The organism is Sanguibacter sp. HDW7 (genome assembly GCF_011300875.1).
Taxonomy (GTDB): Bacteria; Actinomycetota; Actinomycetes; order Actinomycetales; family Cellulomonadaceae; genus Flavimobilis.
The window spans coordinates 2412437-2430589 of record NZ_CP049862.1 but is presented as its reverse complement, the minus strand read 5'-3'; the positions used below and the strand labels follow the sequence as shown (position 1 = coordinate 2430589).

Here is an 18153-nt window from a genome sequence, read left to right as displayed (position 1 = left end):
CGCTCGATTTGGCCCTGCGGACACCGTGACGTAGAGTTAAGGCATCGACGCGGGGTGGAGCAGCTCGGTAGCTCGCTGGGCTCATAACCCAGAGGTCGCAGGTTCAAATCCTGTCCCCGCTACGAAAGAAAGGCCCTCGGCCTGCGGAAACGCAGCCGGGGGCCTTTCCCTTTGCCCTCAGGTGGCGGCCCCGCCCCTGGGGAGGTGCTCTCCGGTGCCCGGCGCGACGGACGTCACACGACCTCTCCACAGGTCGGAGGGGTAAAGGGCTAGACGCACGGGGGTGGGTCGGGCTTAGGATCGAAACGTTACGACCCGCAGTGCCGACAGCTCTCGACCAGCCCGGCGCCACGTCGACGAGGCCACCGGCCGACCGGCGGACGCGGGCCGCACCTCGCCCCCCGCACGAACCTTTGCCACCGGAGCTCTGCCATGTCCAAGGCGCTCACCGCAGGAACCCCCTGGCGCGTCATCCTGCTCTTCGCCCTCCCGCTGCTCGTCGGCAACGTCGTCCAGCAGCTCTACCAGGTCGCCGACGCCTGGGTCGTCGGCCGCGAGCTCGGCGTCGACGCGCTCGCCGCCGTCGGCTCGACCGGCGCCATGATGTTCCTGCTCCTCGGCTTCGCCTGGGGCATGACCTCGGGATTCGCGATCCCCACAGCGCAGGCCTTCGGTGCCGGCGACGCCGCCGGCGTGCGCCGCTCGGTCGGCGCGGGCGTCGTCCTCACGGGCGCCGCGACCGTCGTCGTCATGGTCGCCGGAGCGGTCTTCGCGCGCCCCCTGCTCACGCTCATGCAGACCCCGGCCGAGATCCTCGACGACGCGACGACGTTCGCCGTCATCAGCTTCCTCGGCGGCTTCGCGACGATGTACTTCAACTACCTCGCCGCGATCATCCGCGCGCTCGGTGACTCCCGCACGCCGCTCGTCTTCCTCTCGATCTCGTGCGTGCTCAACATCGGGCTCGTCTACGTCTTCGTCGCGCTCCTCAACGGTGGCGTCGCGGGCGCGGCGTTCGCGACCATCACCGCGCAGACGTTCTCCGTCGCGCTGTGCCTCAACCACGTGCGCCGCCGCATCCCGGCGCTCCACATCTCGCGCGCCGACCTGCGTGCGAGCCGGGCCGAGCTCGTCGAGCACCTGCGTATCGGCCTGCCCATGGGCTTCAACGCATCGATCATCGCGATCGGCGCGCTCGCCGTGCAGGTGCGGCTCAACACGATGGGCGCCGACGCCGTCGCAGCCTGGACGACCGCGGGCCGCGTCGACGGCCTCGCCGTCGCGTTCCTCGCGTCGATCGGCCTCGCCGTCTCGACGTTCGCCGCGCAGAACTACGGCGCCGGCCTCACCGACCGCATCCGTCGCGGCGTCCGCGAGGGCACGCTCATGTCGATCGGCGTCTCGATCGTGCTCGCCCTCATCCTCATCACCGCCGGCGCCCCGATCATCCGCTCGTTCGTCGGGCAGGGCGAGGAGGAGGTCGTCGCGCTCGCGCACCAGTTCCTCGTCATCAACGGAGCGTTCTACTGGGCGCTCGGCGTGCTCTTCACGCTCCGCGGCGCGCTGCAGGGCATGGGGCGCACGCTCGTGCCGACCGCGACGGGCGTCATCGAGCTCGTCATGCGCGTCGTCGCCGCGATCATCCTCGGCGGCATGATCGGCTTCGCCGGCGTCGCGTGGGGCAACCCGCTCGCCTGGTTCGGCTCCGTCCTGCTGCTCGTTCCCGCGTGGTACGCGGCGCTGCGGGCACTGCGATCGGACGAGCGACCGCCGTCGCGCCCCGTGCACGCGCCCGAGGCCCCCGCGAAGGAGCACGTCTCCGCCTGACCCGGCCAGCACGACGCCCCGCGCCACACCTGTGGCGCGGGGCGTCGTGCGTACGGCAGTGTGGTGGTGAGGGTCGCGCCGCGGCCGGAGGAGGCGTCATGCGGGTCCTTGTCGCCGGTGCGTCCGGCATGATCGGCACGCGCCTCGTCGCGCGGCTGCGCGCGGACGGCCACGACGTCCGCGCCCTCGTGCGGCGCGAGCCGCGCACCGCGGACGAGCGCCGCTGGGACCCTGAGGCGGGCAAGGTGCCCGACGACGAGGTCGCGACGTGCGACGCGCTCGTCAACCTCGCAGGAGCGCCCCTCGCGCGACTGCCGTGGACGAACGCCCGGCGCGCCGGGATCCTCGAGTCGCGCGTCCTCACGACGACGCTCCTCGCCGACGCGGTCGCCGAGAGCCCGAGCCCGCCGTCAGTGTGGCTCAACGCGTCCGCGGTCGGCATCTACGGCGACCGCCCGGGGGAGCGGCTCACGGAGGCGTCCGCGCGCGGGACGGGCTTCCTCGCCGACGTCGTCGACGCGTGGGAGGGTGCGACCGCGGGGGCCACCGAGGCGACGCGCGTCGTCCTCGCTCGCACGGGCCTCGTCCTCGGGCCGGGCGGCGCGCTCGCACCGCTCCGTCTCGCGACGCGTCTCGGCGTGGGTGCGCGCGTCGGCCCCGGGCGGCAGGGCTGGCCGTGGATCTCGCTCGCCGACGAGATCGGAGCGATGGTCCACCTCCTCACGTCCTCGCAGCTCGCCGGGCCAGTCAACCTCGTCGGTCTCGCGACCGCGACGAGCGAGGACGTCACGCGCTCGCTCGCCCGCGCCCTGCACCGTCCTCACCTGCTCGTCCTGCCGCGGCCCGTGCTGCGGCTCGCGCTGCAGGACGCAGCCGACGACCTCCTGCTCGCCGACCAGGCCGTCGTCCCCGAGCGGCTGCTCGCCGACGGCTTCGTCCATGCGCACCGTGACGTCCGCTCGGCCGTCGAGGCGGCCCTCACGGGGCACTGACACGTCGTGGGCTTGCATCGTGAACGTGCGCCGCGCGTCGCGCGGTGCGCGCGCGTAGCATCGGAAGGGGCACGGGAGCAGGCGCTCCCGCAGGGGGCGTGGAAGGTGACAGGACATGGCAGTCGTGCAGCGGCGGACGGGGATGCGCGCCGAGACGCTCGAGAAGCGCGAGCGCATCCTTGACGCAGCCCTCAACACCTTCGGCTCCAAGGGCTACACCAAGGGCTCCCTCGCCGAGATCGCCGAGCAGGTCGACATGACCCACGCGGGCGTCCTCCACCACTTCGGCACCAAGGACGCCCTCCTCCTCGAGGTGCTCCGGCACCGTGACGAGAGCGACGTCGCCGGGCTCGAGGAGAAGCACATCCCTGACGGCGTCGAGCTCTTCCGCCACCTCGTGAGGACCGCGTTCGCCAACGCCAGGCGCGCCGGCATCGTCCAGGCCTACGCCGTGCTCTCCGCCGAGTCCGTCACCGACGACAACCCCGGCCGCACCTACTTCGTCGGCCGCTACCGCACGCTGCGTGCCGAGGTCGCCCAGGCGTTCCGCGTCATGTGCACCGAGAACGACGTCGCGGTCCCCGACGACGTCGACGCTGCCGCAGCCTCGATCCTCGCGGTCATGGACGGCCTCCAGGTCCAGTGGCTCCTCGACCCCGAGCGCCTCGAGCTCGCCGAGTCCACGGCCCGCGCGATCGACGCGATCGTCACCTCGGTCCTCGATCCCCGCCCCTCGCAGCTCGGCGACCGCGAGGGTTGGCTGCACGTCGAGACGCGCGCCACGCCCGCGCCGTGACGGACACGGCCGCCGGACCCCTCGGCGGCTGACGCCGCCGCGGCGTAGGCTCGCCGCATGGCACGCTACGTCGAGGTCCACCCGCACGATCCCCAGCCGCGCGCGATCGCGCAGGTCGTCGCGCTGCTCCGCGACGGCGGCGTCGTCGCCTACCCCACGGACTCGGGCTACGCGCTCGGCGCCGCGATCGGCAACCACGACGGCGCCGACCGCATCCGCCGCATCCGCCACCTCGGCGAGGGGCACCACTTCACGCTGGTGTGCTCCGACTTCGCGCAGCTCGGCCAGCTCGTCCACCTCGACAACGCGGCCTTCCGCGCCGTCAAGCACGCGACGCCCGGCCCCTACACGTTCATCCTCCCCGCGACGAAGGAGGTCCCGCGGCGCCTCGCGCACCCGCGCAAGAAGACCGTCGGCGTGCGCATCCCCGAGCACCCCGTCGTCCGCGCGCTCCTGCGCGAGCTCGGCGAGCCGCTGCTCTCCTCGACGCTCCTGCTCCCGGACCATGACGAGCCGCTCACGCAGGGCTGGGTCATCAACGACGAGCTCGGGCACGAGCTCGACGCCGTCATCGACGACGGCGAGGAGACCGACGCCCGCCCGACGACCGTCGTCGACCTCTCCGACGGCGGCGCGGTCGTCGTCCGCGTCGGCTCGGGCGACCCGGCGCCCTTCGAGTAGATCCGCTCCCACGCACGACGACGGCGCCGCCCCCGGCCGGGGACGGCGCCGTCGTCGTACCTGCTCAGACCGTCTGGAGCGCGATGATCGTGCGGATCGTCGAGACGATCTCGGCGCGGACGTCCTCGTGGACGATGCCGAGCGGGCCCTGCGTCACCGCGGGGTCCGTCACTGCCGCGCGGTCCTGGAACACCGCCGAGTCGGCGAGGTGGATGCCGTGCTCCTTGCCCGCCGCAGCCGTCGCCGCGTCGTACTGAGCCATCGCCGGCAGGACCGCCTCGAGCGGCACGGTGACGACGTCGGACACGTCGCGGCCGAGCTCGGCGCAGATGATCTCGTTGAGCTCGCGGTAGGTGAGGTCGTAGTCGTTGATCGCGTAGCGACCGCCGTGCTCGCCCTGCTCCATCGCGCCGACCGCGGCCTGCGCGACCTGGCGCACCGTCACCGCGGACGTCGAGCCCTGCTGCACGTGGACGGCGCCCTCGGTCGCGGCGACCCGGTTGACGAACATCTCCCACAGCGGCATGCGGCCGGGCATCTGCCCGAAGATGTACGGCAGGCGCAGCGTCATGACGGCCATCGCGCCGTCGCCCTCGAGGTACGCGGCCTCCTCCTGAGCGAGGCGCGTGCGCGGGTAGCCGTTGCGCGTGCGGTAGCCGAGCTCGGGCCACAGCTCGCCGAACTCCGCGGTGTAGGAGCCGTAGAGCACGAACCGCTCGACGCCGACCCGACGAGCCGCACGGGCCACGCGCTGCGTCGGGCGGACGTTCGCGTTGTAGAAGAAGTGGGCCGACGGCGCGTCGGGCACGACGCGCTCGTCCGCGCCGGCCGCGTAGAAGACCGCGTGCTTGCCCGCGAGGAGGTTCGCGAGCTCGCCGTCCGACATCTCGGTGACGTCACCGAGCAGCTCGACGACGGGCTCGCCGACCAGGTCGCCGAAGAGGTCGTCGGCGGGGACGGGCGGGAGCGACAGCGACGTCACGCGGTAGCCACGGCTCACCAGCTCCCGGGTCGTGTGGTAGCCGAGGAGACCAGTGCCTCCGATGACGAGGACGTCCTGCATCGTCGTGCCCTTCTCTGTGTCCTGAAGTTCTCTCACCTCCAGTTATTCCACCGTCCGAGCGGTGGAACCGGGCCGATGGTCCCCGCCATGTCGGGCCGTTGGTCCCCTCCAGCGAGCGTGCGCGCGTGTCCCCGCCGGTCCGGCGGCGCGTGCGCACCTCTTGGCGTCGAGAAGGTTGACGTCGAGCGGTTCCTGGGCGGCGCGCTCAGCCCGTGATCGTCATGACCATGCCGGCCTCGCGGTGCCCGGTGACGGCGCACCACGCGTCGAGCGTGCCGTCGACGACGCCGACGTCGAGCGTCGCGGTCTCGCCGCGCGGCAGCAGCGGCGTCTGCAGCCCGGTCGCCGTCGCAAGGTCGTGCGGCATGCCGTCGACGTTCTTCAGCTCGATGACGAGGCGCCGGCCGTCGGGCACCGTGATCTCCTGCGGGTCGAACCGCATGTCGCGCGCGAGGACGGGCACGTGGTAGCTGCCGTCGTCGGCGACGAAGGCCTCCGCGGGCTCCTCGGGCGGCTGCGGCCCGCATGCCGCGAGGACGAGGACGAGGGCGGCGACCGCCGCGGCAGGGCGCAGGACGCGGCGAGGAGCACGGTTCACCTCACGACCCTAGCCCCGCCACGGCGGGAGCGGCGGGCGACGTCCTCGGCAGGGGACCTCAGATGGGAGGATGGACCCGCACTGCCGCGACGACGAGGGAGTCAGCGATGACGGACGTGAAGGTCGGGATCCTCGGCTACGGGCTCGGAGGCGCCGCGTTCCACGCCCCGTTCGTGGCCTCGACCCCCGGGCTCGAGCTCGCGGCGGTCGTCACGGGCCGTGCCGCGGCCGCCGAGGAGATCGGGCGGCGCTACCCGGGCACGCACGTCCTGCCCGACGCCGACGCGCTGTGGGCCGCCGGCGTCGACCTCGTCGTCGTGACGACGCCCAACCGCACGCACGTCCCGCTCGCGCGCGCCGCGCTCGAACGCGGCCTCGGCGTCGTCGTCGACAAGCCCGCAGCGCCCGACGGCGCGACCCTGCGCGGCCTCGGTGAGCTCGCCGACGCGCGCGGCGCCCTCCTCACCGTCTTCCACAACCGGCGTTGGGACGACGACCACCTCACGGTGCGCCGCCTGCTCGGGGAGGGGACGCTCGGCGAGGTCCGCCGCTACGAGGCGCGCTGGGAGTACTGGCGTCCTGCGGCGCGCGGCGGCTGGCGCGAGTCCGCGGACCCCGCCGACCTGCCCGGCCTGCTCCACGACCTCGGCACGCACGTCGTCGACCAGGCGGTCGACCTCCTCGGGCCCGTCGCGACCGTGTACGCGGAGACCGACGTACGCCGCAGCGGCGTCGGCGCGGACGACGACGCGTTCGTCGCGCTCACGCACGTCGGCGGCGCGCGCTCGCACCTCTCCATGAACGCGCTCGTGCCGTCGCCGGGACCGCGGCTGCGTGTCGTCGGTGAGCGTGCGCAGGTCGAGTCGTGGGGCCTCGACCCCCAGGAGGACGCGCTGCGCGCGGGGCGTCACCCCGTGGGCGACGGTCTCGCGGACGACGGCACGCTGTGGGGCGCCCGGCCCTCCGCGGCGACGATGACGCTCACGACCGGGACCCCGGACGGTACGACGACGAGCGACGTGCCGTACGTCCCCGGGGACCACGGCGCGTTCTACGAGATGCTCGCGGCGGCCGCCGACGGGCGGGGGCCCGTGCCCGTGAGCGTCGAGAGCGCCGCCGTGACCCTCGACGTCGTCGCCGCCGCGCACCGCGCGGCCGCGACGGGGCAGGTCCAGACCGTCGGGCTCGGCTGACGGCTGACGGCTTCCGGCTGACGCCTCCCGGCGGTCAGGCGGCGGGCAACGTCGCGAGGTGGCGGCGCAGGCGTCGGTCCTCGAAGGCCGCCATGACGACGCCGACGACGAGGACCGGTACGAGAGAGACCCACGCGATCGTGAACCCGCGGTCGGAGAACAGCGTGGGGCTCGTCTCGCCCATGAGGTCGAGCACGACGCCGATGACGCCCATCGCGACGAGGTTCGCGACGAACGCGCCCGCGTTGACCATGCCGGTCGCGACGCCCTGCGAGCGCAGCGGCACGGTCGTGCGCGCCTGGTCGAGGCCGAGCAGCGACGCGGGGCCAGAGACCCCCATGACGATGACGAGCATGAGCAGCAGCGGCAGGCTTGCCTGGCCCGGCCACGCGAGGACGACGGCCCACGCGGCGACTTGCAGGCCGACCGCCCCGAGCACGATCGCGAGGCGCCGAGCGGGAAGGCGTGCCGAGAGGATGCCGATGATCGGGCTCACGACGACGAACGACGCCACGTACGCGCTCATCACCTGGAGCGCGGAGGCGTCCGAGAGCCCCTCGGCCTTCGTCATGTAGGGGAATCCCCACAGGAGGATGAACGTGTACGCGGGCATCGCCGCGACGAAGTGCAGCCAGAAGCCCGCGCGCGTGCCGGGGTCGAGGAGGGTGCGGCGCAGCGAGGGGGCGTCGGGCGTCGGGACGACGACGGCGTCGCGGGCGAGCGGTGGCGCGTCGGGGGCGTCAGGGTCGAGGGGCGTCGTGAGGTCGACGTCGACCGAGATCCGACGCGCGTCGCGCACGACGAGGAGGACGAGGACAGCGGCGAGGATCGTCACGGTGCCGGCGGTCGCGAACGCCCCTGTCCAGCCGCGCAGGACGACGAGCGCGACGAACGGACCGAGCGAGAGCAGCTGGCCGAGCTGTCCGACGAGCCCCGTCACCTGGGTCGCGATGGGCACCGTCCGTGCGGGGAACCATGCGGGCAGCAGGCGGACGGCGGGGATGAAGACGAACGCGTCGCCCGAGCCGACGAGGATGCGGGCGGCGACCGCGCCGGGCACGGAGTCGGAGAGGCCGAGGAGGATCTGCCCGACCCCGAGGAGCGCACAGCCCACGGTGAGGGAGACGCGGGGGCCGAAGCGGTCGAGGAACGACCCGACGGGCACCTGGAGGCCCGCGTAGACGACGAGCTGGAGCACCGCGAACGACGACAGCGCGGCCGACGTCGTGCCGAAGCGCTCGGCGGCCTCGACGCCCGTCGCGGAGAGCGACGAGCGTGCGGCGACCGCGAGGACGTATGCGAGCAGCGCGACGCCCCAGACGACGAGGGCGCGCGCCGTGATCCGCTCGATCGGCTGGGGGACGTGATGCTGGTGGCCTGCAGGGCCGGGCTGCGGCACTGGGGTTCCTTCCGCGGGTGGCAGGCCCGGTCGGGTGGGCCGGGACGGGGCTGCCTAAAACATCCTACCTATTGTCGTGCCGGGTGCGTCGAGCATCTCACCCACCGGCCCGACGAACCACCACCCGCGGCACCCCGTTCACGACGGTTCCGGGGACGCCGACGCCGGGCCGCGCATGCGCGCGACCCGGCGTCGGGGTGTCGGTCCGGGTCTCAGCCCGTGTTCTGGAGGCCGGCGGCCACGCCGTTGAGCGTGATGAGCAGGAGCCGCTTGATCCGGGCGATCTCCTCCTCCGTCCGCGTGTCGTCGAGGCGGAGGGACCGCAGGGCCCGCACCTGGATGAGCGAGAGTGCGTCGACGTACGGGCTGCGCATCTGCACCGCCCGGCCGAGCACCCGCATGTTCGCGAGCATCCGGTCCTTGCCCGTCGTGCGCAGCACCCACTCCTTGGTGAGCGCCATCTCCTCGAGCACGAGCGCCGCGAGGTCGTCGCGGTCGCCGAGCGCGAGGTAGCGGGCCGCGATGCGCTCGTCAGTCTTGGCGAGCGACATCTCGACGTTGTCGATCATCGTCGAGAACAGCGGCCAGCTCTCGTACGCGCGGCGCAGCTCGTCGACGTCGCCCACAGCGGCGAGCGCCGTGCCGAGGCCGAACCAGCCCGTGAGGTTGATGCGGGCCTGCGACCACGCGAAGACCCACGGGATCGCGCGCAGGTCGTCGAGCGAGTTGATCGACAGGCCACGCTTGGCCGGGCGCGAGCCGAGCGGCAGCAGCCCGACCTCCTCCTGGGGCGTCACCTGCGCGAACCACGCCGGGAAGCCGGGGGAGTGGACGAGCTCGAAGAAGCGCTCGCGCGACGCGGCGTCCATGACCGACGCGGTGCCGGCGAAGGCCTCGGCCGCCTCCGAGTTGCGTCGCTCGTTGCTCGGGGCGGACGCGAGCAGCGTCGCGGCCGCGACCTGGTCGATGTGCCGGGCCGCGATCGCCGGGTCGCCGTAGCGCGCCGCGATGACCTCGCCCTGCTCCGTGAGCTTGAAGCGGCCGTCGACCGAGTGCGGCGGCTGCGCGAGGATCGCGCGGTTCGCCGGGCCGCCGCCGCGACCGAGAGCGCCGCCGCGGCCGTGGAACAGCGTGAGCGTGATGTTGTTGCGCTGAGCCCAGTCCGCGATGCGCTGCTGCGCGTCGTAGAGCGCGAGCGTCGCCGAGACTGGGCCGACGTCCTTCGAGGAGTCCGAGTAGCCGAGCATGACCTCGAGGCGACGCCCGGTCGCCTCGAGCCGCTCGACGACCTCGGCCTGCGTGACGTACTCCTCGAGCACGTCGACCGACGCCTCGAGGTCCGCGAAGGTCTCGAACAGCGGGATGACGTCGAGCACGGGGAGCTCCGCGCCCTCGCCGAGCGCGTGGCGCGCGAGCGTGTAGACGTTGCCGAGGTCCTCGGCCGACGTCGTGAAGGAGACGATGTAGCGGCGCGCGGCCGGGACGCCGTAGCGGTCCTGGACGAAGGCGACAGCACGGAACGTGTCGAGGACCTCGACCGCGCGCTCCGAGAGCGGGCCGTCGACGCCGTGCTCCGCGATCTCCGCGAGCGTCTCGCGGTGCACCTGCGAGTGCTGGCGCACCTCGTGCTCCGCGAGGTGGAAGCCGAACGTCTGGACCTGCCAGATGACCTGCTGCAGGTCGCCGTACGCGACGCGCGTCGCGCGTGCCTCGACGAGCGAGCGCTGCACGACGAGGAGGTCCGAGAGGAGCTCGTCGGCGGTGCGGTAGGCGAGGTCCGCGTCGCGACGACGCGTGGCGCGCACACGAGCCGCGACCACGAGCAGCACGCGACGGTGCGGCTCGTTGGGCGAGCGCACCGCGATCTCCCGCGTGAGCTCCTCCGCCATGCGCGTCTGCGTGCGCCACAGGGCCGAGAGCTCCGCAGAGCCGGGCGTCGAGTCGCCGTCGTGCGTGAGGCTGCGACCGAGCTCCGCGACGACGCCCTCGAGCGCGACGAGCACGTGCTCGTTCGCGATCGCGGCCGCCTGCTTGGTGATGGCCGCCGTGACGTTGGGGTTGCCATCGCGGTCGGCGCCGATCCACGTGCCGAGGCGCACGAACGGCGCGACGAGCGGCTCGACGAGACCCGCGTCCTCGCCGTTGAGCAGGTCGTCGAAGCGACGGTAGACGACGGGGAACGTCTCGAAGAGCGTCTGGTCGAAGACGTTCATCGCGGTGCGGACCTCGTCGAGCGGCGACGGCTTCGAGGAACGCAGCGGGGCCGTGCGCCACAGCGTGTCGATCTGGCCGAGCAGACGACGGTGGTTGTCCGCGAGCGTGATGCCGCCGATCGACTGTGCGTCGCGCTCGCCGAGCAGCTCGGTGATGCGACGGATCGCGGCGGCCACCGCGCGACGACGGGCCTCCGTCGGGTGAGCCGTGAGGACCGGGCGGAACTCGAGCTCGCGGATGCGCCGCGCCGTCTCCTCCGCGCCGACCTCTTCGCGCAGCTGCGTGACGGCCGCCTGGACGTCGTCGCCGACGGCCGTGGCAGCGGTCGTGTCCGCCTCGCGGCGCCGCAGGATGCGCACGCGGTGGTGCTCCTCGGCGAGGTTGACGAGGTGGAAGTAGCACGTGAACGCACGCGCGACCTGCTCTGCGCGCTCGAGCGAGAACGTCTCGATGAGGGCCTCGGCCGCCTCGATCGACGCCGAGCCGTCCTCGTCGTACGCCGCGATCGTCAGCGAACGCAGACGCTCGACGTCCTCGAGAAGGTCCGCGCCGACCGACTCCGTGAGGATCTGGCCGAGCAGACCGCCGAGCAGGCGGACGTCAGCACGGAGCTCGTCCGGCATCTCGTGCCGCGCGGTGCCGCGCTCGTCCGGCTGTGTGGGGGTGGATTCCTGGTGGGTCACGTCCTTGACCATAGGACCTTTGTCGCGCCGGGCGCGCGTCTGTTCGTCATACGGTCCCGCGCGCGGACGGCGACGGGCGTCTCAGGACGGCGCCCCGAGCGTCGGCGGGACGTGCGCGCCCTCCCCGCCCGCACGCAGCGCGGCGCGCACCCGCTCCATGGCCTCGTCGAGCTCAGCACCCGGGGTCCCGGGGCGTGCCGCCGCGAACGTCAGCTCCGCCTCGCCCCACGCGGGCAGGACGTGGAAGTGCAGGTGAGGGACCTCGAAGCCCGCGACGAGGAGCGCTGCACGCGGCGCCTCGAAGGCGACCTCCTGCGCACGCCCGATCGCCGCCGCGACGCGCGAGAGATGGGCGAGCAGCCCGTCGTCGGCCTGCGTGAAGGATGCGACCTCCGTACGGGGCACGACGAGGACGTGGCCGGGAGTGATGGGCGCGATCGTGGCGAACGCCACCACGACCGGGTCCGACCACACGAACCGCCCGGGGATCTCGCCGTCGATGATGCGCGTGAAGAGGGTCGCCATGTCTGCAATCTACTGCGCTATCTTGGCCGGGCAGGCACGCGGGCAGGGCCCCGCCCACGACCGAGGGGGTCCGCATGGAGCAGCAGGGGGCACGCAGCACGTCGGAGGCGTTCCGGGAGTCGCTGCTCGACCTCCTGCGCGCACGCCACCCCGTCGTGCTCGTCGAGACCCACGAGACCGAGCGCGTCATGGCCGCCGTCGTCTCGATCGCGCAGGACCCCACCGCGCTGCGCACGCAGCGCCAGGTGCTCGCATACTCCATCTCGCGCGGGCTCCACCACCCCGGTGACCCCGGCCGTGCCCAGGTTGCCGAGGACGCGCTCACGGCCGCGATGTCGACGCCCGTGCCGACGATCTTCGTCTTCAACGACCTTCACCACTTCCTCGGTGCGAACGGCCGCGACGTCGACCCGATCCTCGTGCGCGCGCTGCTCGACACCGCGGCGGCCTTCAAGGCAGGCGACGTCGCGCACACGCTCGTCATCGTCTCGCCCGCTCTCCAGCTGCCCGTCGACCTCGAGAAGGTCGTCTCCGTCGTCGACCTGCCGCTGCCCGACACGGCCGAGCTCGGCGAGGTGCTCGAGGCGATCTGCGAGGCCAACGCGGGCGGCATCCGCGTCGAGCTCACCCCGACCGACCGCGAGAACCTCCTCCAGGCGGCGCGCGGCCTCACCCGCTGGGAGGCCGAGAACGCGTTCGCACGCGCGATCGCGGGCGACCGGGTCCTGTCGCGCGACGACATCGCGCGCGTCGTCGAGGAGAAGCGCCAGACGATCCGCAAGTCCGCGCTCCTCGAGTTCGTGCCCGCGGCCGGCTCGATCGAGGACGTCGGAGGGCTCGACAACCTCAAGCGCTGGCTCGTCACCCGGCAGGGCTCGTGGCTCCCGCAGGCGGCCGGCTGGGGCGTGCCCGCTCCCAAGGGGATCCTCATCACGGGCGTGCCGGGCTGCGGCAAGTCGCTCACCGCCAAGTGCTCCTCGACGCTCTGGGGGCTGCCCCTGCTCCGGCTCGACGTCGGCAAGGTCTTCGCGGGCTTCGTCGGATCCTCCGAGCAGAACATGCGTGAGGCACTGCGCCTCGCCGAGGCCGTCGCCCCGTCGATCCTGTGGATCGACGAGATCGAGAAGGGCTTCGGCTCCGCGGGTCAGTCGCAGTCGGGCGACTCCGGCACGAGCCAGCGCGTCTTCGGCACGTTCCTCACGTGGCTCCAGGAGAAGACTGCGCCCGTCTTCGTCATCGCGACCGCCAACAAGATCGACGCGCTGCCGCCCGAGTTCCTCCGCAAGGGACGCTTCGACGAGATCTTCTTCGTCGACCTGCCCACCCCGACCGAGCGCGAGGAGATCTGGCGCCTCCACCTCGAGCGCCGGCTCGCCGCCGGGCACGAGCTGGGCTCGGCCGTCGAGCCGACGCCTGCGCTGCTGCGCGACCTCGTCGCCGGCTCCGAGGGCTTCTCCGGCGCCGAGATCGAGCAGGCCGTCATCACCGCGTGCTTCGACGCCTACGCCGGACGGCGCGCGCTCGCGGTCGACGACGTGCGCCGCGCCGTCGTCAACACGGTCCCGCTGTCCGTGACGCAGGCCGAGCAGATCGCGCGGACCCGTGAGTGGGCCGCGTCGCGCGCGGTCGCCGCGAGCCTCGTCGACGAGCCCGGCGTCCCGCTGCACCCCGAGCTGGCACCCGACGACGTCCGGGGACGTCGGGTGGCCTACTGATGTCGCTCGGACGCGTCCGCAGCGTCGAGGATCGCCTCGAGGACCGGAGCTGGCACAGGGGCGAGCGCGTCGGCTTCTGGCTGACCGTGCTCACCGCCGGCTGCTTCACGTTCGCCTGGTTCGGTGTCCACGCGCTGCGGCAGTTCCACACCGATCGTCGTGAGCGGGACGAGTCGTGGGCCGCGCTCTGGGGCGGCGTCGCCCTCGTGTCGTGGTGGTTCGGTGCCGGCCTGATGTTCGAGACGACGCAGCAGGCAGGCATCTCGGTGCTCGTCTGGGCGCTGCGGCTCGGCTCGCTCTTCCACGTCTACCTCGACCACGGGGCCCGCATGACGAGGCTCGCGGAGCAGGAGGTCGCGCGCGAGCGCGAGATGATCTCGAGCGTTCTCGAGGGGCAGGCCGCGTTCGGCGGGCTGCCGGCGTCCGGCGGGCGCAGCGCCGCCGGGGGTGGGCGTGTCGCGCCCCGTGGCGGTCGGTTCGAGGTTCCCGCTCAGGACCCGTTCGTCCTCGGACGCGTCGAGCCTCCGCCCCCACCGCCCGTGCGCGGCCGCTCGTGGGGACGGCTCGGCGCGGGAGCTCCCGCAGCCGACCTGGGACGACGCCTCGAGTCGCCCGCACCTCCCGCGCAGCCCGAGGTGCTCCCGGCCGACGGACTGCCCGACGCTCCCCTGTGGGTCCCCGGCCTCGAGCCCCTCGAACCCGGCCAGGCCCCACGTCCCGGGCGCGACGGCCGCGGCGACCCCGCAGCGCCTCCGAGCGGACGGGTCCTCGATCTCTGACCTTGTGTGACGTGCAGCCACGGGTAAGGGGGACCTCAGGCCCAGCCTCAGGAGGACGACGTGGGAAACACTGGACGGACGGAATGCGAGGGGTCGTATCCATCCGGCAGTCTGCAAGGAGACACACATGTTGGTTCTGGTCGCGGTGGCGTCACGCCACGGCAGCACGCTCGAGATCGGTGAGCAGATCGGCGGCGTCCTGCGCGACGCAGGGCTCGGCTGCGACGTCCGTCCTGCGGACGAGGTCACGTCGCTCGACGGGTACGACGCGGTCGTCGTCGGCTCGGCCGTCTACACGGGCCGCTGGCTCGCTGACGCCCGCGACCTCGTCGACGCGCACGTCGCGGAGCTCGTCGAGCGTCCCGTCTGGCTCTTCTCGTCCGGTCTCGCGGACTCGCCCGCGAAGGCGTCGAACCGCCCGGCGGAGACCGTCGACCGCATGAACGTCACGGGCGCGGTCGCCCACCGTCACTTCCCGGGCAAGCTCGACCTCAACGTCCTCAACTTCTCCGAGCGCGCGATCATCGCCGCTGCGCGCGGCAAGCAGGGCGACCGCCGCGACATGGCCGCGGTGCGTGAGTGGGCCGGCACGATCGCGGGTCACCTCGTCGGGACCCCGGAGCACGCCGACGCCTGAGCGCAGCACGTACGGCCGCGGCCCCGTCGTCATCGTGGACGACGGGGCCGCGGTCGGTCACGAGAGGGGCGGGCGGCGGTCCTGCCAGCGGTGGATGTCCTCGAGCCGCGCGGCGAGGGCGAGCAGCTCCGCGTCGTGACCCAGGCGGCCGCCGAGCTGCACGCCGACCGGCAGCGTCGCCCCGTCGACCACCACCTCCGCGACCGGCAGCGACACCGCCGGACGGCCCGTGAGGTTCCAGACGCTCGTCCACGGCGTGAACCTTGTCTGCGCGGCGAAGTCCGCCGCCGGGTCGGCGTCGTCCCGCAGCTGGTCCGGGCGGACCGGCGGCTGCGCGAGCGTCGGCGTGACGACGACGTCGAGGTGGTCCCACGCCTGCCCGACCGCACGCACGAGCCGCTGGTGGGCGACGACCGCGTCCGCGTGCTCGACGCCAGAGACGCGCCGCCCGTTCTCGCGCAGCCAGCGCGTGAGTGGCCGCAGCAGGCCCTCGGCCTCCGGCGGCACCGGAACCTGCAGCGCCATGACGGACCACAGCGCGGCGAACGCGTCCCACGCCTCGGCGGCGAAGGGGACGGGTGCTTCGACGACGTCGTGCCCGAGCGCCGCGAGGTCGTCGGCCGTCCGCACCGCCGCCGCGACGCACGCGGGGTCGACGACGGCGTCGTCCGCGATGAGCGGCGTCGTGAGCAGGCCGACGCGCAGGCGGCGCGGGCGCGCGTCGAGCGCCGCGAGGAAGCCGCCCGCGGGGCGCCGCGCCTCGACCAGGTCTCCCGGCCACGGGCGCGCAAGGACGCCGAGCAGCGCCGCCGTGTCCCGCACGTCACGCGTGAGGACGCCGTTGCTCGCGAGCCCCGCACCGTCCGTGCCCCACGGTCCCGGGCTCACGAGCCCGCGGCTCGGCTTGAGACCGACGAGACCGCACGCGCTCGCGGGGATGCGGATCGAGCCGCCGCCGTCGTTGCCCTGCGCGACCGGCACGATGCGCGCGGCGACCGCCGCAGCCGCGCCGCCGCTCGAGCCGCCCGCCGTGCGCGAGGAGTCCCACGGCGTGCGTGCCGGGGGAGTGCCCTCGGGCTCGGTGTAGCAGGGAAGACCGAGCTCGGGCGTCGTCGTCTTGCCGAGCATGACCGTGCCCGCGCGGGCGAGGAGCGTGACGACGCCGTCGTCGACCTCCGCGACGTTGTCCGCGAGGAGCGCGGCACCCGCGGTGAAGCGCACGCCGGCGACCATCGTGAGGTCCTTGACGGGGCAGGGGACACCGAGCAGCGGCGGCAGGTCCGCGGGGTCGTCGGCCGCGGCGAGGACCTTCTCGGCCTCGGCGGCCTCGGCGAGCGCACGCTCGGGCGTGAGGGTGACGAACGCGCCGACCTGCGGGCCGAGGCGCTCGGCGCGCTCGAGGGCGTGGCGCACGACCTCGGTCGGGGAGGTCTCGCGGCGTCGGATCGCGGCTGCTGTCTCGAGGGCGGTGAGGTCGTGGAGCTCGCTCATGACCCGAGCCTAGGCCCGGTGTGCGCCGGGAGTTCGGCGCGTGTTCGCCCGTTTCACCCTTCACGGTCGAACGACACCGCTGTAGTTTGGTTGTGACGGACGACACACCCGTCGTCCGGCGCCCCCGGGCCTGCCACCCAGGCCGGCCCCCAGCGCAGGGAGCCCGCATGAACCCCACGAGCACGACGGTCACCCCGACCACGCGGCCCGACGGAGGTGAGGGCCCCGTGCGGACGTTCGTCGTCGACACCTCCGTCCTCCTCTCCGACCCCGCCGCGCTGCGCAGGTTCGCCGAGCACGACGTCGTCCTGCCGCTCACCGTCGTCACCGAGCTCGAGGCCAAGCGCCACCACGCAGAGCTCGGCCACTTCGCCCGCGCCGCCCTGCGCGCGCTCGACGACCTGCGCGTCCGCCACGGCGGCCTCGACCGGCCCCTGCCCCTCGGCGCCGGGCTCGGCACGCTGCGCGTCGAGCTCAACCACATCGACCCCTCTGTCCTGCCCGCCGGCTTCCGCCTCGGCGACAACGACTCCCGCATCCTCGCCGTCGCCGCCAACCTCGCGGCCGAGGGCGCCGACGTCACCGTCGTCTCCAAGGACCTGCCCATGCGCATCAAGGCCTCCGCGTGCGGCCTGACCGCCGAGGAGTACCGCGCCGAGCAGGCCACCGAGCCCGGCCACACCGGCATCGCCGAGCTCGACGTCCCCGAGCAGACGATGGCCGCCCTCTGGGAGCACGAGTCATTCGCGCTGAGCGACCTGCCCGCCGAGACGCTCACCGCGTTCCAGGAGACGACGACGCCCCACGTCCACACCGGCCTCGTCCTGCACTCCCCGCGCGGCTCCGCGCTCGGGCGGATCACCGCCGACAAGCACGTCCAGCTCGTGCGCGGCGACGGCGAGGTCTTCGGCCTGCGCGGACGCAGCGCCGAGCAGCGCATCGCGATCGACCTCCTCACCGACCCGTCGATCGGCATCGTCTCCCTCGGTGGGCGCGCCGGCACCGGCAAGTCTGCGCTCGCCCTGTGCGCCGGCCTCGAGGCCGTCCTCGAGAAGCGCCAGCACCGCCGCATCATGGTCTTCCGGCCGCTGTACGCCGTCGGCGGCCAGGAGCTCGGCTACCTGCCCGGCACCGAGGCCGAGAAGATGAACCCCTGGGCGGACGCCGTCTACGACACGCTCGGCTCGGTCGTCGCCAAGGAGGTCGTCGAGGAGATCGTCGCGCGCGACCTGCTCGAGGTCCTGCCGCTCACGCACATCCGCGGCCGCTCGCTCCACGACGCGTTCGTCATCGTCGACGAGGCCCAGTCGCTCGAGCGCGGCGTCCTGCTCACCGTGCTCTCGCGGATCGGGCTGAACTCCCGCGTGGTCCTCACGCACGACGTCGCTCAGCGAGACAACCTCCGGGTCGGACGCCACGACGGGGTCGCGGCCGTCGTCGAGCAGCTCGCGGGCCACCCGCTCTTCGCCCACGTCACCCTCACCCGCTCCGAGCGTTCCCCGGTCGCCGCACTCGTCACGCAGCTGCTCGAGGACGTCACGGCGTAGGGCTCCGCACTCC

General features: G+C 73.4%; 15 protein-coding genes and 1 tRNA gene. 10 read left to right on the top strand and 6 right to left on the bottom strand.

The genetic code is table 11. The annotated features are described in order from the left end of the window. Positions 1-48 precede the first annotated feature (48 nt). The 5 genes from G7063_RS11095 to G7063_RS11075 all read left to right on the top strand — a co-directional run bounded on the left by G7063_RS11095 (position 49) and on the right by G7063_RS11075 (position 4296). Positions 49-122: transfer RNA gene (locus G7063_RS11095), tRNA-Met, on the top strand. A gap of 310 nt (positions 123-432) precedes the next feature. Continuing rightward, positions 433-1827, top strand: a complete 1395-nt coding sequence (locus tag G7063_RS11090; RefSeq protein WP_166414446.1) for an MATE family efflux transporter — start codon at positions 433-435, stop codon at positions 1825-1827. Positions 1828-1925: 98 nt separating this feature from the next. Beyond that, positions 1926-2819: a TIGR01777 family oxidoreductase gene (locus G7063_RS11085; RefSeq protein ID WP_166414445.1), complete on the top strand. Its 894-nt coding sequence runs from the start codon at positions 1926-1928 to the stop codon at positions 2817-2819. Between the two features lie 115 nt (positions 2820-2934). Continuing rightward, positions 2935-3615, top strand: coding sequence for a TetR/AcrR family transcriptional regulator (locus G7063_RS11080; RefSeq protein WP_166414444.1), 681 nt, complete (start codon positions 2935-2937; stop codon positions 3613-3615). Positions 3616-3672: 57 nt separating this feature from the next. Then, entirely contained in the window at positions 3673-4296 is a 624-nt protein-coding gene (locus G7063_RS11075; protein ID WP_166414443.1) for an L-threonylcarbamoyladenylate synthase, read from the top strand. A gap of 64 nt (positions 4297-4360) precedes the next feature. On the opposite strand, the gene G7063_RS11070 is transcribed toward G7063_RS11075, so the two are convergent. Continuing rightward, a complete protein-coding gene (locus tag G7063_RS11070; protein WP_240916047.1) occupies positions 4361-5395 on the bottom strand; it encodes an NAD(P)-dependent oxidoreductase in 1035 nt (344 codons plus the stop codon). Positions 5396-5564: 169 nt separating this feature from the next. Further along, positions 5565-5957 carry a cupredoxin domain-containing protein gene (locus G7063_RS11065; protein WP_166414442.1) on the bottom strand — a complete coding sequence of 131 codons (393 nt, stop codon included), beginning with the start codon at positions 5955-5957 and terminating at the stop codon, positions 5565-5567. Between the two features lie 107 nt (positions 5958-6064). Here G7063_RS11065 and G7063_RS11060 point away from each other — a divergent pair, with 107 nt between their 5' ends. Further along, positions 6065-7150 (top strand): Gfo/Idh/MocA family oxidoreductase, encoded by a 1086-nt coding sequence (locus G7063_RS11060; protein WP_166414441.1) that lies wholly within the window; start codon positions 6065-6067, stop codon positions 7148-7150. Positions 7151-7184: 34 nt separating this feature from the next. On the opposite strand, the gene G7063_RS11055 is transcribed toward G7063_RS11060, so the two are convergent. From G7063_RS11055 to G7063_RS11045, 3 genes are all read right to left on the bottom strand, one after another. Continuing rightward, a complete protein-coding gene (locus G7063_RS11055; RefSeq protein WP_166414440.1) occupies positions 7185-8549 on the bottom strand; it encodes a nitrate/nitrite transporter in 1365 nt (454 codons plus the stop codon). Between the two features lie 212 nt (positions 8550-8761). Continuing rightward, positions 8762-11386: a phosphoenolpyruvate carboxylase gene (locus G7063_RS11050; protein ID WP_166415329.1), complete on the bottom strand. Its 2625-nt coding sequence runs from the start codon at positions 11384-11386 to the stop codon at positions 8762-8764. A gap of 141 nt (positions 11387-11527) precedes the next feature. After that, positions 11528-11971, bottom strand: a complete 444-nt coding sequence (locus tag G7063_RS11045; protein ID WP_166414439.1) for an HIT family protein — start codon at positions 11969-11971, stop codon at positions 11528-11530. 74 nt (positions 11972-12045) lie between these two features. On the opposite strand from G7063_RS11045, the gene G7063_RS11040 reads away from it, so the two are divergent. From G7063_RS11040 to G7063_RS11030, 3 genes are all read left to right on the top strand, one after another. After that, entirely contained in the window at positions 12046-13686 is a 1641-nt protein-coding gene (locus G7063_RS11040; RefSeq protein WP_166414438.1) for an AAA family ATPase, read from the top strand. Beyond that, the gene (locus G7063_RS11035) at positions 13686-14465 is read left to right on the top strand and encodes a hypothetical protein (protein ID WP_166414437.1); all 780 of its coding nucleotides are present in this window, start codon (positions 13686-13688) and stop codon (positions 14463-14465) included. Before G7063_RS11040 ends, G7063_RS11035 begins: the two co-directional genes overlap by 1 nt. Before the next feature lie 127 nt (positions 14466-14592). Next, the gene (locus G7063_RS11030) at positions 14593-15102 is read left to right on the top strand and encodes a flavodoxin domain-containing protein (protein WP_166414436.1); all 510 of its coding nucleotides are present in this window, start codon (positions 14593-14595) and stop codon (positions 15100-15102) included. 57 nt (positions 15103-15159) lie between these two features. On the opposite strand, the gene G7063_RS11025 is transcribed toward G7063_RS11030, so the two are convergent. Then, positions 15160-16593 carry an amidase gene (locus tag G7063_RS11025; RefSeq protein ID WP_166414435.1) on the bottom strand — a complete coding sequence of 478 codons (1434 nt, stop codon included), beginning with the start codon at positions 16591-16593 and terminating at the stop codon, positions 15160-15162. Between the two features lie 167 nt (positions 16594-16760). Here G7063_RS11025 and G7063_RS11020 point away from each other — a divergent pair, with 167 nt between their 5' ends. After that, positions 16761-18140, top strand: coding sequence for a PhoH family protein (locus G7063_RS11020; RefSeq protein WP_166414434.1), 1380 nt, complete (start codon positions 16761-16763; stop codon positions 18138-18140). Positions 18141-18153: the final 13 nt, after the last annotated feature.

Coding starts and splice junctions, on each gene's coding strand:
- G7063_RS11090 (WP_166414446.1), top strand. CDS start 433: ATGTCCAAGGCGCTCACCGCAGGAACCCCCTGGCGCGTCATCCTGCTC.
- G7063_RS11085 (WP_166414445.1), top strand. CDS start 1,926: ATGCGGGTCCTTGTCGCCGGTGCGTCCGGCATGATCGGCACGCGCCTC.
- G7063_RS11080 (WP_166414444.1), top strand. CDS start 2,935: ATGGCAGTCGTGCAGCGGCGGACGGGGATGCGCGCCGAGACGCTCGAG.
- G7063_RS11075 (WP_166414443.1), top strand. CDS start 3,673: ATGGCACGCTACGTCGAGGTCCACCCGCACGATCCCCAGCCGCGCGCG.
- G7063_RS11060 (WP_166414441.1), top strand. CDS start 6,065: ATGACGGACGTGAAGGTCGGGATCCTCGGCTACGGGCTCGGAGGCGCC.
- G7063_RS11050 (WP_166415329.1), bottom strand. CDS start 11,386: ATGCCGGACGAGCTCCGTGCTGACGTCCGCCTGCTCGGCGGTCTGCTC.
- G7063_RS11045 (WP_166414439.1), bottom strand. CDS start 11,971: ATGGCGACCCTCTTCACGCGCATCATCGACGGCGAGATCCCCGGGCGG.
- G7063_RS11040 (WP_166414438.1), top strand. CDS start 12,046: ATGGAGCAGCAGGGGGCACGCAGCACGTCGGAGGCGTTCCGGGAGTCG.
- G7063_RS11035 (WP_166414437.1), top strand. CDS start 13,686: ATGTCGCTCGGACGCGTCCGCAGCGTCGAGGATCGCCTCGAGGACCGG.
- G7063_RS11030 (WP_166414436.1), top strand. CDS start 14,593: ATGTTGGTTCTGGTCGCGGTGGCGTCACGCCACGGCAGCACGCTCGAG.
- G7063_RS11025 (WP_166414435.1), bottom strand. CDS start 16,593: ATGAGCGAGCTCCACGACCTCACCGCCCTCGAGACAGCAGCCGCGATC.
- G7063_RS11020 (WP_166414434.1), top strand. CDS start 16,761: ATGAACCCCACGAGCACGACGGTCACCCCGACCACGCGGCCCGACGGA.